General features: G+C 72.0%; 17 protein-coding genes. 9 read left to right on the forward strand and 8 right to left on the reverse strand.

From position 1 onward, the window contains the following. Positions 1–18: 18 nt before the first annotated feature. Positions 19–1,383: an NAD(P)/FAD-dependent oxidoreductase gene (locus tag ACFWAR_RS04955; RefSeq protein ID WP_385773249.1), complete on the forward strand. Its 1,365-nt coding sequence runs from the start codon at positions 19–21 to the stop codon at positions 1,381–1,383. 44 nt (positions 1,384–1,427) lie between these two features. Here the strand turns inward: ACFWAR_RS04955 and ACFWAR_RS04960 are convergent, their stop codons facing one another. After that, on the reverse strand, positions 1,428–2,219 hold the full coding sequence (locus ACFWAR_RS04960) for a DUF4239 domain-containing protein (RefSeq protein ID WP_385773131.1): 792 nt from the start codon (positions 2,217–2,219) through the stop codon (positions 1,428–1,430). Positions 2,220–2,331: 112 nt separating this feature from the next. Beyond that, positions 2,332–3,000: a TetR/AcrR family transcriptional regulator gene (locus ACFWAR_RS04965; RefSeq protein WP_385773133.1), complete on the reverse strand. Its 669-nt coding sequence runs from the start codon at positions 2,998–3,000 to the stop codon at positions 2,332–2,334. A gap of 138 nt (positions 3,001–3,138) precedes the next feature. On the opposite strand from ACFWAR_RS04965, the gene ACFWAR_RS04970 reads away from it, so the two are divergent. Further along, a complete protein-coding gene (locus ACFWAR_RS04970) occupies positions 3,139–4,014 on the forward strand; it encodes an SDR family NAD(P)-dependent oxidoreductase (protein WP_385773135.1) in 876 nt (291 codons plus the stop codon). Between the two features lie 148 nt (positions 4,015–4,162). Here the strand turns inward: ACFWAR_RS04970 and ACFWAR_RS04975 are convergent, their stop codons facing one another. Further along, entirely contained in the window at positions 4,163–5,521 is a 1,359-nt protein-coding gene (locus tag ACFWAR_RS04975; protein ID WP_385773137.1) for a lipase family protein, read from the reverse strand. 245 nt (positions 5,522–5,766) lie between these two features. Between ACFWAR_RS04975 and ACFWAR_RS04980 the strand changes: the two genes are divergently transcribed. Together ACFWAR_RS04980 and ACFWAR_RS04985 are read left to right on the forward strand one after the other, a co-directional pair. After that, positions 5,767–7,086, forward strand: a complete 1,320-nt coding sequence (locus ACFWAR_RS04980) for a PucR family transcriptional regulator (RefSeq protein ID WP_385773139.1) — start codon at positions 5,767–5,769, stop codon at positions 7,084–7,086. A gap of 83 nt (positions 7,087–7,169) precedes the next feature. Next, positions 7,170–7,733: a nitroreductase family protein gene (locus ACFWAR_RS04985; RefSeq protein ID WP_385773141.1), complete on the forward strand. Its 564-nt coding sequence runs from the start codon at positions 7,170–7,172 to the stop codon at positions 7,731–7,733. Positions 7,734–7,802: 69 nt separating this feature from the next. Here the strand turns inward: ACFWAR_RS04985 and ACFWAR_RS04990 are convergent, their stop codons facing one another. Further along, a complete protein-coding gene (locus ACFWAR_RS04990) occupies positions 7,803–8,540 on the reverse strand; it encodes a hypothetical protein (RefSeq protein WP_385773143.1) in 738 nt (245 codons plus the stop codon). A gap of 63 nt (positions 8,541–8,603) precedes the next feature. Beyond that, positions 8,604–8,846, reverse strand: a complete 243-nt coding sequence (locus ACFWAR_RS04995) for a LapA family protein (protein ID WP_385773145.1) — start codon at positions 8,844–8,846, stop codon at positions 8,604–8,606. Between the two features lie 187 nt (positions 8,847–9,033). Here ACFWAR_RS04995 and ACFWAR_RS05000 point away from each other — a divergent pair, with 187 nt between their 5' ends. Then, positions 9,034–9,639 (forward strand): DUF2165 domain-containing protein, encoded by a 606-nt coding sequence (locus tag ACFWAR_RS05000; RefSeq protein WP_385773147.1) that lies wholly within the window; start codon positions 9,034–9,036, stop codon positions 9,637–9,639. A gap of 57 nt (positions 9,640–9,696) precedes the next feature. Here the strand turns inward: ACFWAR_RS05000 and ACFWAR_RS05005 are convergent, their stop codons facing one another. Then, positions 9,697–10,617: an ABC transporter substrate-binding protein gene (locus tag ACFWAR_RS05005; protein WP_385773149.1), complete on the reverse strand. Its 921-nt coding sequence runs from the start codon at positions 10,615–10,617 to the stop codon at positions 9,697–9,699. Positions 10,618–10,861: 244 nt separating this feature from the next. On the opposite strand from ACFWAR_RS05005, the gene ACFWAR_RS05010 reads away from it, so the two are divergent. From ACFWAR_RS05010 to ACFWAR_RS05025, 4 genes are all read left to right on the forward strand, one after another. Next, positions 10,862–12,787 carry a beta-glucoside-specific PTS transporter subunit IIABC gene (locus ACFWAR_RS05010; RefSeq protein ID WP_385773151.1) on the forward strand — a complete coding sequence of 642 codons (1,926 nt, stop codon included), beginning with the start codon at positions 10,862–10,864 and terminating at the stop codon, positions 12,785–12,787. A gap of 70 nt (positions 12,788–12,857) precedes the next feature. Beyond that, entirely contained in the window at positions 12,858–14,264 is a 1,407-nt protein-coding gene (locus ACFWAR_RS05015) for a glycoside hydrolase family 1 protein (RefSeq protein ID WP_385773153.1), read from the forward strand. 65 nt (positions 14,265–14,329) lie between these two features. Further along, positions 14,330–15,157 (forward strand): HAD family hydrolase, encoded by an 828-nt coding sequence (locus tag ACFWAR_RS05020; RefSeq protein ID WP_385773155.1) that lies wholly within the window; start codon positions 14,330–14,332, stop codon positions 15,155–15,157. A gap of 215 nt (positions 15,158–15,372) precedes the next feature. Further along, on the forward strand, positions 15,373–16,215 hold the full coding sequence (locus tag ACFWAR_RS05025; RefSeq protein WP_385773157.1) for a S1 family peptidase: 843 nt from the start codon (positions 15,373–15,375) through the stop codon (positions 16,213–16,215). A gap of 58 nt (positions 16,216–16,273) precedes the next feature. Here the strand turns inward: ACFWAR_RS05025 and ACFWAR_RS05030 are convergent, their stop codons facing one another. Together ACFWAR_RS05030 and ACFWAR_RS05035 are read right to left on the reverse strand one after the other, a co-directional pair. Next, positions 16,274–17,383: a CU044_5270 family protein gene (locus tag ACFWAR_RS05030; protein ID WP_385773159.1), complete on the reverse strand. Its 1,110-nt coding sequence runs from the start codon at positions 17,381–17,383 to the stop codon at positions 16,274–16,276. Further along, positions 17,380–18,018, reverse strand: a complete 639-nt coding sequence (locus ACFWAR_RS05035; protein ID WP_385773161.1) for an RNA polymerase sigma factor — start codon at positions 18,016–18,018, stop codon at positions 17,380–17,382. The genes ACFWAR_RS05030 and ACFWAR_RS05035 overlap by 4 nt, the downstream gene beginning before the upstream one ends. Between the last annotated feature and the right edge of the window lie 99 nt (positions 18,019–18,117).

Consider the following 18,117-nt stretch of genomic DNA (forward strand, 5'->3'; position numbering starts at 1 on the left):
CACAGAAGGGACGAGACCGTGGCGCGACCGAGGATCCTCGTGGTGGGTGCGGGCTTCGCAGGAGTGGAATGCGTACGTCGGCTGGAGCGCAGCCTGTCACCCGGCGAGGCCGACATCTGCGTGGTCACCCCGAACTCCTACCAGCTGTACCTGCCCCTCCTCCCCCAGGTGGCGTCCGGAGTCCTGACCCCGCAGTCCATCGCCGTGTCCCTGCGCCGCAGCAGCCGCCACCGCACGCGGATCGTGCCCGGCGCGGCGATCGGCGTGGACACCGCGGCCAAGGTCGTCATCGTCCGCAAGATCACCGGCGAGGTGATCGACCAGCCGTACGACCACCTCGTACTGGCACCCGGCAGCGTCACCCGCACCTACGACATTCCGGGGCTGCTGGACCACGCGCGGGGCATGAAGACCCTCGCCGAGGCCGCGTACCTGCGGGACCACGTCATCGCCCAGCTCGACCTCGCGGACGCCAGTCAGGACGAGGCCGAGAGGGCGGCCCGGCTGTGCTTCGTCGTGGTCGGAGGCGGTTACGCGGGCACCGAGACGGCCGCGTGCCTCCAGCGGCTGACGGACCACGCGGTGAAGCGCTACCCGCGGCTGGACGCCCGGCAGATCAGCTGGCACCTGCTGGACATGGCACCCAAGCTGATGCCCGAGCTGGGCGACTCCCTGGGCCGCGCGGCGCTGGAGATCATGCGGCGGCGCGGCATCCGCGTCTCGCTGGGGGTCAGCGTCGCCAAGGCGGGGCCCACGGAGGTGACGCTCACCGACGGACGGATCCTGGCGACCCGGACCCTGATCTGGACGGCCGGTGTCGCGGCGAGCCCACTGATCGGGACGATGGACGCGCCGACGGAGAAGGGACGGCTGCTGGTGACACCGCAGATGACGGTGCCACGGGCGGCCGGAGTCTTCGCCCTGGGAGACGCCGCCGCCGTCCCGGACCTGGCCAAGGGCGGAACCGGGGCGATCTGCCCGCCGACCGCGCAACACGCGCTGCGCCAAGGACGCGTCCTCGCCGACAACCTGATCGCCTCGCTGCGCGGGCAGCCGCTGCGGTCGTACGTCCACAAGGACCTCGGCCTGGTCGTGGACCTCGGGGGCACCGACGCCGTGTCCAAGCCCCTGGGCGTCCCGCTGCGCGGACCGGCGGCCCAGGCGGTGGCCCGGGGGTACCACTGGTCGGCGCTGCGCACGAACGTGGCCAAGACCCGGGTGATGACCAACTGGCTGCTCAATGCGGTGGCCGGCGACGACTTCGTCCGCACCGGCTTCCAGGCCGCGCGACCGCCCGCCCTGCGGGAGTTCGAGGACACCGACATGTACCTGACGCCGGCGCAGGTCCGGGAGCACACGCGGAGCCTGCTTGCCGCCGGCTGACCGGGGGCCGACCGATCGGCACGGGCACGGCGCGCGCCCTCGGTTCAGGGGGTCCAGTACCGGGCGAGGGCTCCTTCCCGGTAGGGATCCGGGCTGACGCTGAGGTCGCCGGAGAAGGGGCGGTCCAGTACGAAGACCAACAGCAGGCTGAAGCCGATCAGCCCGGACACCGAAGCGATGAACAGGATCTGCACCCGCAGCTTGCGCAGACCGTAGAGGAACGTGAGCGGCACCAGGACGATCGCACCGCCGAAGGCCAGGGCCTGCAGCAGCGGCGGTAGTTCCTGACGCGCCATGGTCAGGCGGGCGCGGCGCTGGGAGGCGACGTCGTTGAGGTGGTCGACGGCCTGTTCGTAGAAGACGCGCTCCGTCTGGCTCTTCGGTTCGTACGACTGGAGCACCCGGAACGCGGTTTGCAGGTGTACCTCCGTGGCTCCGTAGCTGGGCCGTCCCGCGCGCATCAGGGGCCACTGGTCCTCGACGACCGCGTGGACGTACCCGCTGATGGCCGCGTCGAGACCGGCGCGCACCGGCGCCGGGAAGGCGGCGGCGTCGCGGGTGATGAGCGCCGCGTCGGTGGCCTCGGAGGCGACGATGGTCTGGGTGTCCTCCAACTGCGTCCACAGGGTGACGATGACGAAGGCGAGGATGATCCCGTAGATCGCGCCGAACATGCCCAGCGTCACACCGACCATGTCGTTGTGCTCTCCCCTGGCCAACGACGGATACCTGCGACGCAGCAGCAAGCTGCCGGCGACGGCCAGGAGAACGGTTCCTCCGACAGCGACGGTGGCCAGGGTGAACGTACTGAAATGGTTGAGAAGCCATAGCGCCATGACCGCCGAGCCTAAGCGCGCGGAACGGCCCGTCGCGGCTCCATGCACCCCGCACCACTCGTACGGGGCACGGGATCGCACGGGTTGATCAGGCGCGCGGTGGCGGCGGTGGTCAGTCGGCGGCCCCCCGGGGCACGGTGGGGCGCAGGCCGTGGAGGGCGTTGTCGATGAGCGCGTCCGTGTACTCGGGGGTGAGCGGTCCGGTGCGCAGCAGCCAGCGGTTCAGCAGCGGGCCCCAGATGGCGTCGATGGCGAGGTCGAGGTCGATGCCGGGGGCGAGTTGGCCGGCCTGCTGGGCGGCCTCGAGGCGGCGGCGCTTGAGGGCGCGGACGGGTTCGTCGAGGTGCTCGGCGTACCGGGCGGCGAGCTCGGGGTCGCCGGCGACCTCGATGGTCAGCGCGCGCATGGGTTCCGCGATGCGCGGGTCCTGGAGTTCGGCGAGGGTCTCGCGCAGCACCGCCTTGAGGTCCGCCGCCAGGTCTCCGGTGTCCGGCAGTCCGGCGGCGGTGGCCTCCCCCGGCCCGGCGTCGTCGCCCGTGCCATCGCCCGCGCCGTGGCCTTCGCTGAGCATGCGGAACGCGTCGAAGAGGACGGCGCCCTTGCTGGGCCACCAGCGGTAGATGGTCTGCTTGCCGACTCCCGCGCGGGTGGCGATGGCCTCGATGTTGAGCTTGCCGTAGCCGAGCTCTCCGGCGAGGTCGAAGGCGGCGGTGAGGATCGCGCGGCGGGAGGCCTCGCTGCGCCGGGCGGCGTTGGGGGCCTTGGACGGCGGAGTTGTCATGGGGGAAGCCTACCCAACGCGAGAGACGAGACGATCCGTCTTGTGCAACCCGTGCCGCGTGTGCCATGCTGGCGATGTTGCGAGACGGACCGTCTCGTCTCAGGTTGACTCGGTTCCGCGCGAGAGAAAGAGGTAGTCATGACCACCACCACCGCAGCTTCGGCCGGTCCGCTCACCGACGGACCGCGGACCTGGTTCGTCACCGGCGCCAGCCGGGGCCTGGGGCGCGCGTTCGCGGAGGCCGCCCTCGCCATCGGCGACCGGGTGGCGGCCGTTGCCCGTACGACGGCCGCCCTGGACGAACTGGCGGCGGCCCACCCCGGTCGCGTCCTGCCGCTGACCGCGGACGTCACCGACCGGGCCGCCGCGTTCGCCGCGGTCGAGGCGGCCGCCGACCACTTCGGGCGGCTCGACATCGTCGTCAACAACGCCGGCACGCTGTCGGCCGGCATGGTCGAGGAGTTCACCGAGGCCGAGGCCCGGGCGCAGATGGAGGTGAACTTCTTCGGCGCCCTCTGGGTCAGCCAAGCGGCCATGGGGGTGATGCGGGCCCAGGGCGGCGGTCACATCGTCCAGATCTCCAGCATCGGAGGCATCTCCGGCTTCACGACCACCGGCCTCTACAGCGCGAGCAAGTTCGCCCTCGAAGGCATGAGCGAGGCCCTGGCCATGGAAGGCGCCCCGTTCGGCGTGAAGGTCAGCATCGTGCAGCCGGGCGGCTACTGGACCGACCTGTACGCGGCCATGCGCACCACCACCCCGATCGCGGCCTACGCCCCGCTGCGGGCCGAGCTGGAGAAGCAGTGGGCCGAGGGATCGATCGACAGCGAACCGCGGCTGGCCGCAGAGGCGCTCCTGAAACTGGTCGCCGCCGAGGATCCGCCGATACGCATGGTCCTCGGGAGCATGGTGTACGACCTCGCCGTCGACGTGGCCGAACGCCGCAAGACGACCTACTCCGGTTGGGAGCAGGTCAGCCGTGCGGCGGAGAAGGCGGTGCCGGCACCGGTCTAGTTCGCCCCTTTCGGAGCCTCCGCACCCGTTGGGTCGGCCTCGGGCGACGCGTCCCGTCGGGGAGTCGGTCGGCCATGTCGGTCGGCCGTGGTCGAGCAGCGCTCGTGCTCGGGGGCTTGGGGTGGGGATACGGCGGCGGCGCTGCGGATCACGACCGCGGAGCGGCCTCCTCCGGGGCGAGGGAGTTGCCGCTGGCGATCCGACCGCAGTCGGACGGCGCTGTCCGGCCGGCGAAGCGGTCGCCCAGCCAGCCCAGTGCGACGGGGGCCCAGGCCAGGGTCGCGCCCGTGTGGCTGAGCAGCTCGTACTGGTCGTACTTGACGGCGGAGCCGCCGGTGGCGCAGTACTGCCGGGCGAGCGAGCGCACGTCGCCGGCGACCATCACGCCGTCGCCCGTGCCGATGCCCGGGCGGTTGCTGAAGGTTCCCTCGAAGACGCCTCCGTTGCCCTGGCCGATGAAGCCGGGGACGGTCGGGGTGCCGGCGGAGCCGAGGTTGAGCTTGTTCATCGCCGTCACGAAGGCGGGGATCGAGTTGGGGTCGGCGTATTCCGGCTTCGCCATCTTCTTCCAGGTCAGACCCGGGTAGTGGCCGAGGGCGTTGATGATCGAGCCGCGCTCCAGGTCCTTGTAGACGCTCAGACCGTAGCTGTTGAGGTAGCTCTTGAGGTCGATGCCGTAGGAGCGGGAAACCCCGATGACGGCCATGGGGATGACGCCGGACCACGCCAGCGAGCCGTCGACGTACTTCAGGTTGTGCGCCGGGTCCACGAGCAGGCCGCCCTCGGCGTAACCGACCAGTCGGCGGTTCACGTCCGGCGCGTAGCTCGGCGCGAGCGCGGCGGCCCAGTTGGTGGCGATCGCGCCGCCCGAGTAGCCGATGAGGCCGAAGGACGTGGTGGAGTTCAGGCCGGTCTCGGTCGCCTTCGTCGCGGCGCGGATCGAGTCCAGCGTGTTCGTCCCGTACTCCGGTCCGGCGGCGAAGTTCGCCTGCTGTCCCTCGGTGTCCGGGATGACGAGGTTGTAGCCCTGCAGCAGCAGCGGCGCCAGGAAGAGGGCCTCCGCGTTGGGGATGGCACCGCCCAGGGTGACACCGCCGGCGATCGCGCGGGAGGGGCTGTCCTGCGGGTTCAGCGAGTCGTAGAACGACTGGTAGGAGACCGCCTTGCTGCGGTCGCCCGTCAGGCTGCGCACCACCGTGGTCACGTTGGCGGCCGGGCGGCCCTGGGCGTCGGTGGTGCGGTAGAGCAGCTGGATCGCCGTGAGCGGTGTGGGGATGCCAAGGACGTGGTAGGGCAGGGTCCGTGTCCGCAGCACGGTGCCCGGCGCGAACGTCGACAGCGGCTCGCTCCCGGCGTAGCTGTAGAACGGGTCGCCCGCCGAGGCCGCCGCGGCGGCCGGCGCGACGGCCGACGGCGTGGCGGCGACGGCGGTGGCGGCGGGCGCGGTGGCCATGGCTGCGGCGGCTGCGACAGCGACGGATATCAGGCGAACGGCCGTCTTGGACATGCGTTCCTCGAATCCTGGGTGGGGGGTCCGACGCAGCCGCACGGGGTCCGGTGCGCGCCACGTCGGGCCGGGGCGGGCGGTCCCCGGCAAGGAGATGCGGTGAACGATGCGGCCGAGGTCCTGCCACATCTGGCCATGCACCGACCAGTCGTGTTACCAACCAGTAAGTGATGTCCCGGAAACATCATGGGGCCGGTACGCGGCCGGGTCTCCGGGGTGGGGAACAAAGATGTGCGAGGTGGATTGTGACCGGATCCAACGCGGGGGAACGGGACCGGGTGCCGCGGTTCGGCGGTGTGCCGGTCCACAAACGGCTCCAGGACGCGGCCGGTGCACTCGAACGCGCCGTGATGGTCAGGCTGGTCGAGCGGCTCCCCGTATACGGGACGCTACCGGCGGAGCAGCTCGGCGGCGACATCGCCAAGCAAGTGACGCACGGGATACGGGGGTTCGCGACGGTCCTGCGCACCGGGGAGATGCTCGGGCAGGCCGAGGCGTCGGTCATCCGCGAGTCGTCGGCCCGGCGCGCCGACGAGGGAGTGCCGCTGGAGGCCGTGGTCGGTGCCTACCACCTCGGTGCGGAGGAGTGCGCCGCCCGGGTCTTCCCGGCGGCCGAGCCGGGCGACTTGGCCGACGTACTGCTGGTGCAGCGCCAGATGCTCGCGTACTTGCGGTTGGTGAGCTGTGAAGTGGCCGCGGGGTACGTGCAGGAGCGGCAGACGGCCCTCAGCGACGAGCAGGTCGCGCTGCAGTCGCTGCTGTCCCGTCTGCTGGAGGGCGGCAGTCCCCAGGGGGCGGCGGACCGGGCCGGAATCCGGCTACCGGCCTGCTACCTGGTGCTCAGCATCGCGGTGGGGCCGCACCCCGACGAACTGGTGCCCGGTGTGAACCACTCGGTCGCCGCCCGCCGCAAGCTCCGGCGGCTGCGCAACGAGATCCAGCGCCAGACGACGGGCGTTCCGCTCTCGGTGCTGTCCGGCGGCGGTGGGACGGTGCTCATCCCCTACGAGGCCCCGTCGGCCGAATCCGGCCACGTGGACCGGGCATGGCTGTCCCGGCTGGTCGAGCAGCTCGGCCGGATGTGCGGCGCCGAGCTGCTGGCGGCGGCGACCGCCGCCGCGCCGGAAGGGGTCGCGGAGGCCGCCCGACTGGCCGCGGAGGTGCGGGCGGTGGCGGAGGCGTCCGGCCGGGGGCCCGGCGTGTACCTGCTCGACGACGTGCTGCTGGAATACCAGTTGAGCCGCCCGAGCCCGGCCAGGGCGGGGCTGGCCGCACTGCTCGACCCGCTGGACGCCCGCCCGGAGCTGCTCGACACGCTGCGCGTCTTCCTGGCGCGGGGGCTCGATCGGCGCCGGGCCGCCGCCCGGCTCCAGGTCCACCCGAACACGGTCGACTACCGGCTGCGCAAGGCCACGGAGCTCACCGGGCTGGACGCCTCCCGGGGCGCGGACATCCTGACCCTGCGCGCCTCCCTGGCCGCCCACGACGCCGTACACCAGGCCGAGCTGGACGCGGGTCGGCCCGGGACGCCACGGGCGCCGAGCTGGTGGTCGGCCCGGACGTAGACCTCGTACGGCATCGCGCCGGGTCGTACGCACCCGCGCGCCGGGTGGAAATGAATCGCTCGGGGCGGCTGTTGGTGACGATCATGTCTGATGATCTTGCGTGGCCCGGTCGGGTCCACCCGCTGCTGGCCGATCGGTTCAGCCCGTACGCCTTCGATCCGGACGGAGTCGTGGGGGACGAGGCCTTGGAACTGCTTCTGGAAGCGGCCAGGTGGTCCCCTTCCGCGGGCAACTCCCAACCCTGGGGATTCCTCATGGCCAGGCCCGGGGAGCCGGATCACAAGCGGGTGGTGCCCCACCTGGCGCCCAGCTCCGCGCGGTGGGCCCTGGACGCGGGGCTGCTGGTGGTGGCGCTGGCGCGCCGCCATGTCGACGGGGCGGGCCTGGTCTACTCCGAGTTCGCCGACTACGACCTCGGGCAGGCGGTGGCCCACTTGAGCCTCCAGGCCCAGGCCATGGGCCTGGCCGCCCACCAGTTCCGCGCCTTCGACCTCGAAGCGCTCACCGAGGAGCTCCGGCCGAACCCCGGATGGGAGATCGTCGCCATGGTCGCGATAGGGAAGGCCGCCGACGCGCCCGCGAGCACGCGGGCACGGCGCAGTACGGACGATCTGCGTTCCGCCCCGTGGGCCGTGACCCCGCACTGACGGACGGGTCGGCCCGGAGCGTCGGATCGCCGGAGCGCGGGCGAAGCCCTCGCCACCCCGCTCGCGCGGCTACTGGCTCGGCGCACCGCCGATCAGGTAGTCCACCCGGCGCCTCAGACCGCTCCAGCGCCGGTCGTGGTGGTAGGCCCGCTTGATGGCCCTGGCCCGGACCTTGTGCCGGCCGCCGTAGAAGCGCCGGGCCCACGGTGACACGGGCCGGGCCAGCCTGACGGCCCCGACCAGGGCGATCACCGGGACCACCACCCCGAGTACGGCCATCCGTGGCTTCCCCTTGTACATGGCGACGATCGACAGCAGCAGGTTGCCCACCACCGTGGTCATCACCGTCAGCCGGCTGCGCTCCTCGTCGGGCGAGAGCCCGTCCACGCCCAGCGGCAGGAACCCGCAGAGCAGCAGCGCCGCCAGCGCCGAGGTCATGATCACCACCTCGATGCTGATCGTGCCCTGTTTGGTCCAGTAGACGTCGCTCAGGTGCAGGATCAGTGCGAACTCGTCCAGGACGAGACCGGTTCCCATGCCGAACACCACCGCTGCCAGCCAAGCCCCCCATCCCGTCCGGCCCGCCGCGCTGCCGGTGAAGCCGCCCACCGTCATCAGGATCACCCCCGGGACGGCGTGGTGGACGTGCAGGCCGCCGGGAGTGACGTTCCGGAACGGCCCCTTGCCCGCCCTGATCATTCGGGTGATGACGCGGGTGATGGCGAAGGTCAGCACGAACGCCGACAGGGCCAGGAACAGCGGCAGCTTCCCCGGCTCGACGATGTTGCGGTACCACCAGTCACCCATGTCGTCGCCCTCCCGGGCCCGGCCCCGATCCGGGCGACCACGGCGCGCCCGCGCGGCCGACCGCTACTTGCCGCGGCGCCCGAGCAGCCATGCCGTCGCGGCTCCCGCCAGGAAGGTGACGGCCAGCACGAACCACATCGGTGCGTCGACCCACGGGATCCAGAAGTGGATCCGTGCCGTGCGCGTGTTGATCAGCACGAACCACACGGCCAGCCCCGCGAGCACCAGGCCCGCCACCAGCCGTGGGGACGGGGCCCGCCGCGATCCGGAACCATCGGCGCGCCGGGTCGATTTCGTCTGGGCCATCGAACACTCCGTCCTCCGGGAAACACTGACCGGCACGAACAGCACGAACAGCACGAACCATCACCCGACACCACCTCACAGCACGCGCCGGCTCCCACCACTCTCACCCGCACGGGCCGCCACCGCACGTCCATCTCCGCCCGGTCAGATCCGCGGCCGGGGCCGCGGCCGTGGGTAGGGTGCGGGCATGGACATCTCCGGGCGGCCGGACACCGGCGACAGAGCGGGGCGGGGCTCCGCATCGGCACGGGCGGGCGGGGCGGGCGATCGTCTGCTGCGGCTCGGCCGTCTGCCGGTGGCCGTCATGGTCCTGACGGGTCTCCTCGCCGCCTACATGGCCCTCGTGGCCTTCGGCAACATCACCGACTTCGACTCCAACCGTGCGTTCGTCCAGCACGTGCTCGCCATGGACACGACGTTCCGGGACCCGGACCTGATGTGGCGGGCCGTCGGTTCACCGACGCTGGTGTACCTCGCCTACGTCGGGATCATCGTCTGGGAGGTCCTCACCGCCGCGGTGCTCGCCACCGCGACGGTGCTGCACGGCCGGGGTCTGCGTTCGGGGCGCCATGAACGCGCCCGGCGGGCGACGACGCTCGGGCTGCTCATGCTGATGCTGCTGTTCGGCCTCGGCTTCCTCGTCATCGGCGGCGAGTGGTTCGCGATGTGGCAGTCCGCCAAGTGGAACGGGCTGGAGCCCGCCGGGCGGAACTTCACCCTGGCGGGGATCGTCCTCCTGCTGGTCCACCTGCCGTCGCGGCAGTGGGGACCGGCGGAGTGCTCCGAGGCGTAGCCCGTCGTCCTCCCGCCCCGGGACCGGTCACCGCGGGGCCCGGGCACGAGGTGGCCGTCAGGACCGGCCCAGCCGACGTGCTTCCGACTCCGTCACCGGCTCCCCGGACCGCACTCCGTGCAGGACATGGGCGAGCACCTCGGCCCCTCGGACCACGCGGGGGCCCGGCCGGTTGAAGTACGCGGGCCCGTCCAGGACCCATACGGCGGCGGCCCGGACGGCGGGCAACTCGCCCCAGCCGGGCAGCGAGGTGAGCAGATCGATCTCCGCCAGGGTCCGTTCGGGCGGGAACCCGCAGGGCAGTACGAGCAGCACGTCCGGGCGCGCCGCGCGCACCGCCTCCCAGGTCATCGGCCCGGTGTGCTCACCGGGCGCGGCCAGCAACGGATCCCCGCCCGCCGTGGTGATCTGCTCGGGCACCCAATGGCCGGCGGGCCAGAGCGGATCGAGCCACTCGACGGCGACGACCCGGGGCCGGGGCCGGCCCCGCGTGCGACGTCGGACCTCGGCGAGTCGACCGCGCAGCTCCGTGCGCCGCCGAACGGCCGTTTCGCGCACGCCCAGCAGGTCGCCGACGGTGACCAGGCAGTCGAGTACGTCGTCCAGGGTGCGGGGCTCCAGACTCAGCACGCGGGGCCCCGCGACCATGAGGCGCACCGCCCGGGAGACGTTCTCGTAGGACACCGCGCACACCTCGCAGAGGTCCTGGGTGAGCAGGACGTCGGGTGCGAGCGCGGCGAGCGCCCGGGTGTCGAGGGTGTAGAGGGAGGATCCGCTGTGCGCCGCGCCACCGACCGCGTCGGAGATCTCGCGGCTGGTCAGTCGGTCGGCGTCGAACTCCGCTCGGGTGACCACGGGAACGGAGGCGAGCGCGGCCGGCGGCCAGTCGCATTCGTGGGTGCGTCCGACCAGGTCGTGGAGGAGCCCGAGGTCGGCCACGATGTCCGTGGCCGCGGGGAGCAGGGAGACGATGCGCATGCTCCGAACTCTAGGCAGGAACCGGGTCGTAGGGAGCTGCCGCCCGAACGACCGTGGCCCGTCCCGCACTCCGTCCGCCCGTGGTCCCGCACGGGGCGCCGGAAGGGGAACGACGTAGGGAACATCGGTGGTCGCTCTCGGGACCTTCGGCCTCCTTTGCCTTCCCTTGACCTGGTCAAGACTGAGGGGACTCGGACCGAAGACGTTCCGAGTCCGGTACGACGCGATGCAGGGAGAACCCATCGTGGATTACGGAAAGACGGCCCCGGCCGTCCTCGAAGGTGTCGGCGGAGAAGGCAATGTGGAGTCCCTGGCGCACTGCGCCACACGGCTCCGCTTCGTCCTGCGGGACCCCGCCAAGGTGGACAGAGCAGCCGTGGAATCGGCTCCCGGTGTCCTCACGGTCGTCGAGAGCGGCGGCCAGTTCCAGGTGGTCATCGGCAACGACGTGGCGCGGGCACATGCCGCGATCACCGGGATCTCCCGGCTCGGCGGGGACGCGCCCCGCGCGAGCGGCCCCGACCCCGCGGCTCCACGTTCCCGGGGCAATCCACTGACCCGGCTCGTCGACGTCATCTCCAGCATCTTCACGCCGTTCCTGTGGACGCTGGCCGGTGCGGGCCTGCTCAAGGCCACGATCGTGCTGGTCACCAAGCTCGGCCTGGTCGCCGAGTCCTCACAGGAGTTCACCGTCCTGAACGCCGCCGGCGACGGGGTCTTCTACTTCCTGCCCGTCCTGCTGGCGGTGACGGCCGCGAAGCGCTTCGGCGCCAACCAGTGGACCGCCATGGCCGTCGCGGGATCGCTGGTCTATCCGTCGATCGCCGCCCTGAACGAGGCGGGTGACCCCGTCTCCTTCTTCGGCGTCCCGATGGTGATGGTCGCGTACGCCTCCTCGGTCATCCCGGTGATCCTCGCGGTGTACGTGCAGGGCTTCGTGGAGCGCGGCCTCGACAAGGCGCTGCCCTCCAGCATCCGCAACTTCATCACCCCGATGCTGACGATCGCCGTGATGGTCCCGCTGACCCTGCTCACCATCGGCCCCGCCTCGGACTGGGCCGGTCAGGGAGCCTCGGGCATCATCGGCTGGCTCTTCGGCCTCAGCCCGGCCATCGCCGGAGCCGTCCTGGGCGGCACCTGGCAGATCATGGTCGTCTTCGGCATCCACTGGGGCCTGGTCCCGATGATGGCCAACGACCTGGCGGTACAGGGTCATTCGCTGCTCTACGGTCCGCTGATCGCCGCATCGGCGGCGCAGGGGGCCGCGGTGCTCGCCGTAATGCTGCGCACCCGCGACAAGGGCCTCAAGAAGCTCGCCGGTCCGGCGGCGGTCAGCAGCTTCCTCGCCGGCATCACGGAACCGGCCGTCTACGGCGTCAACCTGCGCCTGAAGAAGCCCTTCGTCTACGCCTGCGTCGCGGGCGCGGTCGGCGGCGGCATCGCCTCGGCGGGCGGCTCGGCCTCGACGGCGTACATCATGCCGGGCCTGCTCTCGCTCTCCGCCTATCTCGAAGTCGGCAGCTTCACCCTCCAGTTGATCGGCATCGGCGGGGCCATCGCCCTCTCCTTCGGCCTCACCATGGCGCTGGGCTTCAAGGACGTCTGCGACGAGGCGCAGGACGTGCCCGACGAACCGCAGGACGCCTCCGCCGTCGGGCCCGCGGGCGCCGACGACGACGCCGGGCGACCCTCGGGCGCGGCCTTCGAGGTCGCCGCCCCGGTGCGGGGCAGGGTCGTCCCGCTGGCCGACGTGGCGGACCCGGCCTTCGCCGCCGGCGCACTCGGCGACGGCGCGGCCGTCGTCCCCAGCTCCGGCACGGTCCACTGCCCGATCGACGGCACCGTCCTGAGCGTCCTGCCCCACGCCTACGGGATCCGCTCCCCCGAGGGGGTCGAAGTCCTCGTCCACATCGGCATCGACACGGTCCGCCTGGACGGCCGGCACTTCACCACCACGGTCCGGCGGGGCGACCGCGTGCGGCTCGGCGACCCCCTCTGCGAGGTCGACCTGGCCGCGGTGGAAGCGGCCGGCTACGACACCACCACGATGGTGATCGTCCTCGACCCGGCCGCCGCCGGCGCCGTCCGCACCACCGAGGAGCGCGAGGTCGCGCTCGACGCGACGCTGCTGTCCCTGATCCCGGAACGCGCGCTCACCACGACCGGCTGAGCCCGCAACGCGCACCCGATCCACCCTCCCCTCCCCTCCCCTCCCCTCCCCTCCCCAAGGAGACCCACCCATGGAGCACACGACACCCGCCGCCTTCCGTCCCGACTTCCTCTGGGGCGCCGCGACCTCCGCCTACCAGGTCGAGGGCGCTTGGGACACGGACGGCAAGGGCCCCTCCGTACAGGACGCCCGCGGCAACTACCCCGAAGGAACGACCGACTTCAAGGTCGCCTCCGACCACTACCACCGCTTCGAGGAGGACGTGCGGCTCTTCGCCGAGCTGGGCCTGAAGGCCTACCGGCTCTCCATCGCCTGGACCCGGATCGTCCCGGACGGCGACGGCCAGGTGAACACGGAGGGCATCGCCTTCTACCACCGCCTCTTCGACGCCCTCCTCGCGCACGGCATCGAGCCGGTCGTCACCGTGTACCACTTCGACCTGCCGCAGGCCCTGCAGGACAAGGGGGGTTGGACCTCCCGCTCGACCATCGACGCCTTCGGGCGCTACTGCGAGGTCCTCTTCACGGAGTACGGCAGCAAGGTCAAGCACTGGCTGACCATCAACGAGCAGAACATGATGATCCTGCACGGCGCCGCGATCGGCACCAGCGCGACGACCTCGGACGACCCCCAGCGCGAGCTGTACCAGCAGAACCACCACATGATGGTGGCGCAGGCGCGCGTCACGAAGCTGTGCCACGACATGCTGCCGTCCGCGAAGATCGGCCCCGCGCCCAACATCTCCGTCGTCTACCCGGCCAGCAGCAGGCCCGAGGACGTCCTGGCCGCCTCCGACTACAACGCCATCCGCAACTGGCTCTACCTCGACATGGCGGCGCACGGCACCTACAACCCCACCGCCTGGGCCTGGATGACCGAGCGCGGCATCGCACCGGAATTCGCGGACGGGGACGCGCAGACCCTCGCGGCCGGGCGCGCGGACTACCTGGCGCTGAACTACTACACGAGCGCCACCGTCGCCGCGCCCCTCGACGACGGTACGGTCGCCTTCGAGGGCGGCGACCAGCAGCTCGCGGTCGGCGAGGCCGGCGTCTTCCGCGCCGTGAGCAACCCGCACCTGCCCCGGACCGAGTTCGGCTGGGAGATCGACCCGGTCGGCTTCCGTACGACGCTGCGCGACGTCCACGACCGCTACCGCCTGCCGATCATGGTCACGGAGAACGGGCTGGGCGGCTACGACACGATCGAGGAGGGCCGGGTCCACGACGACTACCGGATCGCCTACCTCTCCGAACACGTCGAGCAGATGCGCCTGGCCGTCGCGGACGGCGTGGACGTCATCGGCTACCACCCCTGGTCGGCCATGGACCTCGTCTCCACCCACCAGGGCGTGCGCAAGCGCTACGGGTTCGTCCACGTCGACCGGGACGAGTTCGACCTCAAGGAGCTCCGCCGCATCCGCAAGGACAGCTTCTTCTGGTACCAGCGGCTCATCAAGGACAACGGCGCCCTCTGAACCCCGCCCGTTCGACCCGCCCGTCCGCCACCGCCCTCCCCCGCCCCACCCAGGAGATCCGATCCATGGCCCCCTTCCCGTACGAACTGATCGCCACCGACCTCGACGGCACCCTCGTGCGCAGCGACCACACCGTCTCCGCGCGCACCACGGACGCCCTCGCCGCAGCCGTCGCCGCGGGTGCCCGGCACGTCGTGGTGACCGGGCGGGTCGCCCAGTGGACCAGGCCCACGCTGGCCGCGATCGGCTACCGGGGCCTCGCCGTCTGCGGCCAGGGCGGGCAGCTCTACGACGCCGGACGCGACACCCTCGTATCGTCGATACCGCTCGATCGCGCGCTCGCGGCGCACGTGCTGGCCCGGATCGAAGCCCACACCGGTCCGCTGTCGGTGGCGGTGATGCCCCTGGAGCTCGCCGACCCCATCCTCGTGAGCCCCGGGTTCCCGCTCCCGCCGATGGGCGGCGCCGGGATCGAGCGGGTCCGCGACGCGGCCCGGTTGTGGGACCGGCCGATCGGGAAGGTCCAGATCCAGCACCCGCACCTGACGGACGACGAGCTCACCGAAGCCGCCCACGAGGCGGTCGGCGAGCTCGTCACCGTGGTCATGGCGGGCCCGACCTGCGTCGAGTTGCTCCCCCTCGGCCTGTCGAAGGCGAGCGGGCTGGCGCTGGCCGCGGAGGCGCTGGGCGCCACGGCGCAGGGCACCATCGCCTTCGGCGACATGCCCAACGACCTCCCGATGTTCGCCTGGGCGGGGCGCTCGGTCGCCATGGCCAACGCCCACGCCAGCCTCAAGGCGGTCGCCGACGAGATCACCGCCGGCAACGACGAGGACGGCGTGGCCGTCACCCTGGAGCGACACCTCGCGCACATGACCCGCACCGCCGCCTGAGACCGTCTGGGACGCGTGGGACGCGACGGAGGAGGCCCGCCGGTCCGTTCACGACGGCGCCGCGGCGAACGCCGCCGCGCGTCCCGGGCGTTTCCCCCGTACGGAGGGGGTGCTGGCCCCACCATCGGCCGGCCCGCTGCCCCGATGGTCCGGCGGACGAGGAGAAACGAGGCTGAACGCGTACAGATCGACCGAGCGAAACAAGGGAAGCCTCTGTGTTCAGCTTCAAGCCGCCGCGCCGCCGCCGCAGCGCCCGTACCGCCACCGCTCGCGCCGTCGTGGTCGGTGGTCTCGCCGCCGTGGCCTGCGCCACCGTCACGGCCGGCAGCGCCGGTGCCATCGTCAACGGGTCGCGATCCAGCGAGAGCTATCCCTTCATGGCGAGCGTGCCGATGTCGGCCCCGAAGCACGGACTGCTCGACGGGAACTGCGGGGCGTCTTTGATCGACGAGCAGTGGGTCCTGACCGCGGCCCACTGCGTACAGGGCGACGGCCTCGAACTGGAGGGCATCGTGCGCCTCGGCAGCGACCACCGCACATCCGGCGGCACCGTCCGCAAGATCGACCGGACCTTCGTCCACCCCGGCTATCTGAACGGCGACAACAAGGCCGCCAACAAGGACGACGTGGCGCTCATCCGCCTGGACCGACCGGTCTCCGCGAAGCCGATCAAGATAGCCGAACGGCCGGGGAAGCCGGGCACGCCGACCCGGATCCTGGGCTTCGGCACCACGTCCGACACCGAGTTCCTGTTCCCGGATCGGCTGCGGGAGCTGAACACCCGCAGGGGCGCCGAGTCCGCATGCGCGCCCGGGTACGCGGACCGGACCCGGCTGTGCACGATCACCACCGTGCCGCATGCCATGGCGTGCTTCGGGGACTCCGGAGGACCGCAGGTCCAGCGGGGGCGCGGCGGCCGCTGGGAGCTGATCGGCGTCACCTCGGGACCCGGCGCCCCGAACGTCGCGTGCTCGCAGGGCCCCGGCCTCTACTCCAGCGCGCCCGCCTACGCCCGTTGGATCGAACGGACCATCGGGGCCCACCGCACGGAAGGGTAGCGGGACGCGGCCGCGGCGCCCTGACGGCGGGCGCCGCGGCGCATCGTGCGCACTCCGCTCAGACGGTCCCGCCCTTCGCCGGGCGTTCCTTCTCGGCGTTGACGACGGCCCGCTCCAGGACGGCGGTGCGTTCGACGACCGTGCCGGGCTTGATGCCGCCGAACTCCTTGACCTGGACGCCGCGGCTGCCCAGGTAGGCGAAGGTCGTGCGGTCGAAGACCAACTCGGTGCGCTCTCCGGTCTTCTCGTCCAGGCGGGCCAGGGCGAGCCCGCCGCGGCCGACGGCGTCCTGGGAGTTCTGGACCAGGACCACGCCCGGGACCTGTGCGGCGGCGCGGTAGAGGGCGGCGGCCGTCGGCGCCGGGACGAGCTGCTCGTTGATGATCTCCTGGATCTCCTCGAACGCCTGCTGGTCCCGGTCGCGCGGGCCGCTGAGCTTCGCGTAGATCGTCTTCAGCAGGGCCTGCGGGTCGGCCGGTTGGGCCTTGAGCCAGTCGTACGACAGGCGGGGTTCGTCGCCCGGGATGTCCTTGCCGTTCTTGGGCTTGGAGTGGGGGTTGTTCGCCCCGAGGCCGATGCCGCCCTTGGCCTGGTAGCCGGGCTCGTCGAGCCAGCCCCTGCTCGCGTCCGGGGTGTGCCAGACCTCGCGCTGGTGCAGCGGCTGGACCCACGTCTTGGACTCGTTGGTGGCGCCGTTGAGCGAGGTGGACAGCCAGGAGACCGTGCTCTTGATGTAGATGAACTGGCCGGGCCCCGGCTCCGGGGTCCGCTGCGCGGTGGCGGCAGCGGCGATCTGCTGTGCGGTCGAGACGAGTTGGACCGTGCTGCCGGCCTCGATCGCCACGACGGGCGCCTCGACGGCGGCCGGTTCGGTGGTGCCGCCGCTGGTCAGCGCGCTCACGGTGAAGACGGTGCCGAGCGCGACGGCGGTGACCGGAACGCCGATGAACAGGGCGCGCCGGACCGGCCGCCTCGTCGTCGTGGGCAGGGGCGCGGACATGTGGATCTCGTTCAACAGGTGCTCCTCGAACAGCAGCCGGCGGTCGGGCGTCATCTCGGGGGCCGACGGGGCCGGCAACAGCCGGGCGAGCTCCGCGCGGTCCGGCCCCGAGCGGTCCGACCCGGTGGGGGCCATGGGCTCGGTCCGCTTCCAGAACTTGCGGGTCATCCGTACGTCTCCTCGTGCGACTCGTACGACCGGGCCGCGGCAGTGCGGCCACCCCGTACTTGTCCGGGGCGCGGAAGCGGTTCCCGGTTCTCCGTCAGTTCCTGTCCGGCGAGTTTGCGCAGCCGCGCACGGGCACGCGAGAGGCGTGAGCGTACGGTGCCGACGGGGACGCCCAGGGCGGCGGCGGCCTCGGCGTAGCCCAGGCCGGACCAGACGCACAGGGTGAACACCTCGCGCTCGGTGCGCCGCAGCCTCTTCAGCGCCCGCTTCGCCGCGGCGAGTTGGTCGGCGTCGGCCATGCGTCCGACGAGTTCGTCGGCGAAGTCCGGGACGGTGTCGCGGACCGGCAGGCGACCGAGGGCGGCCTGGTGGCGGCGCGCGGCGCGTCCGGTGTTGCGCAGCACGTTGACCGCGATGCCCATCAACCACGGGCGCGGGCCGGCCTCGTGGTCGAGGAGCCGCTCGCGCAGCCGCCAGGCCTCCAGGAAGGTCAGCGAGACGACGTCCTCGGCGAGGGCCCGATCGCCCGTCACGCGGACGGCGTGCCGGTGCACCAGGGGGGCGTGGTCGCGGAAGAGTTCCCTGAACGCCTCGGGGTCCCCGGCGCGTATCCGGTCGTGCGATGAGTAGTTCACGAACTGCCTTGTCCGCCGGGGGCTCCCGGTTCCGGTGACCTGCCTCACAGAACGTCGGCCGTGGGGCTGCCCGCCCAGGGCCCTTCGGGCCCCTCGGCG

The sequence above is a fragment of the Streptomyces sp. NPDC059917 genome, assembly GCF_042730635.1.
GTDB lineage: Bacteria > Actinomycetota > Actinomycetes > Streptomycetales > Streptomycetaceae > Streptomyces.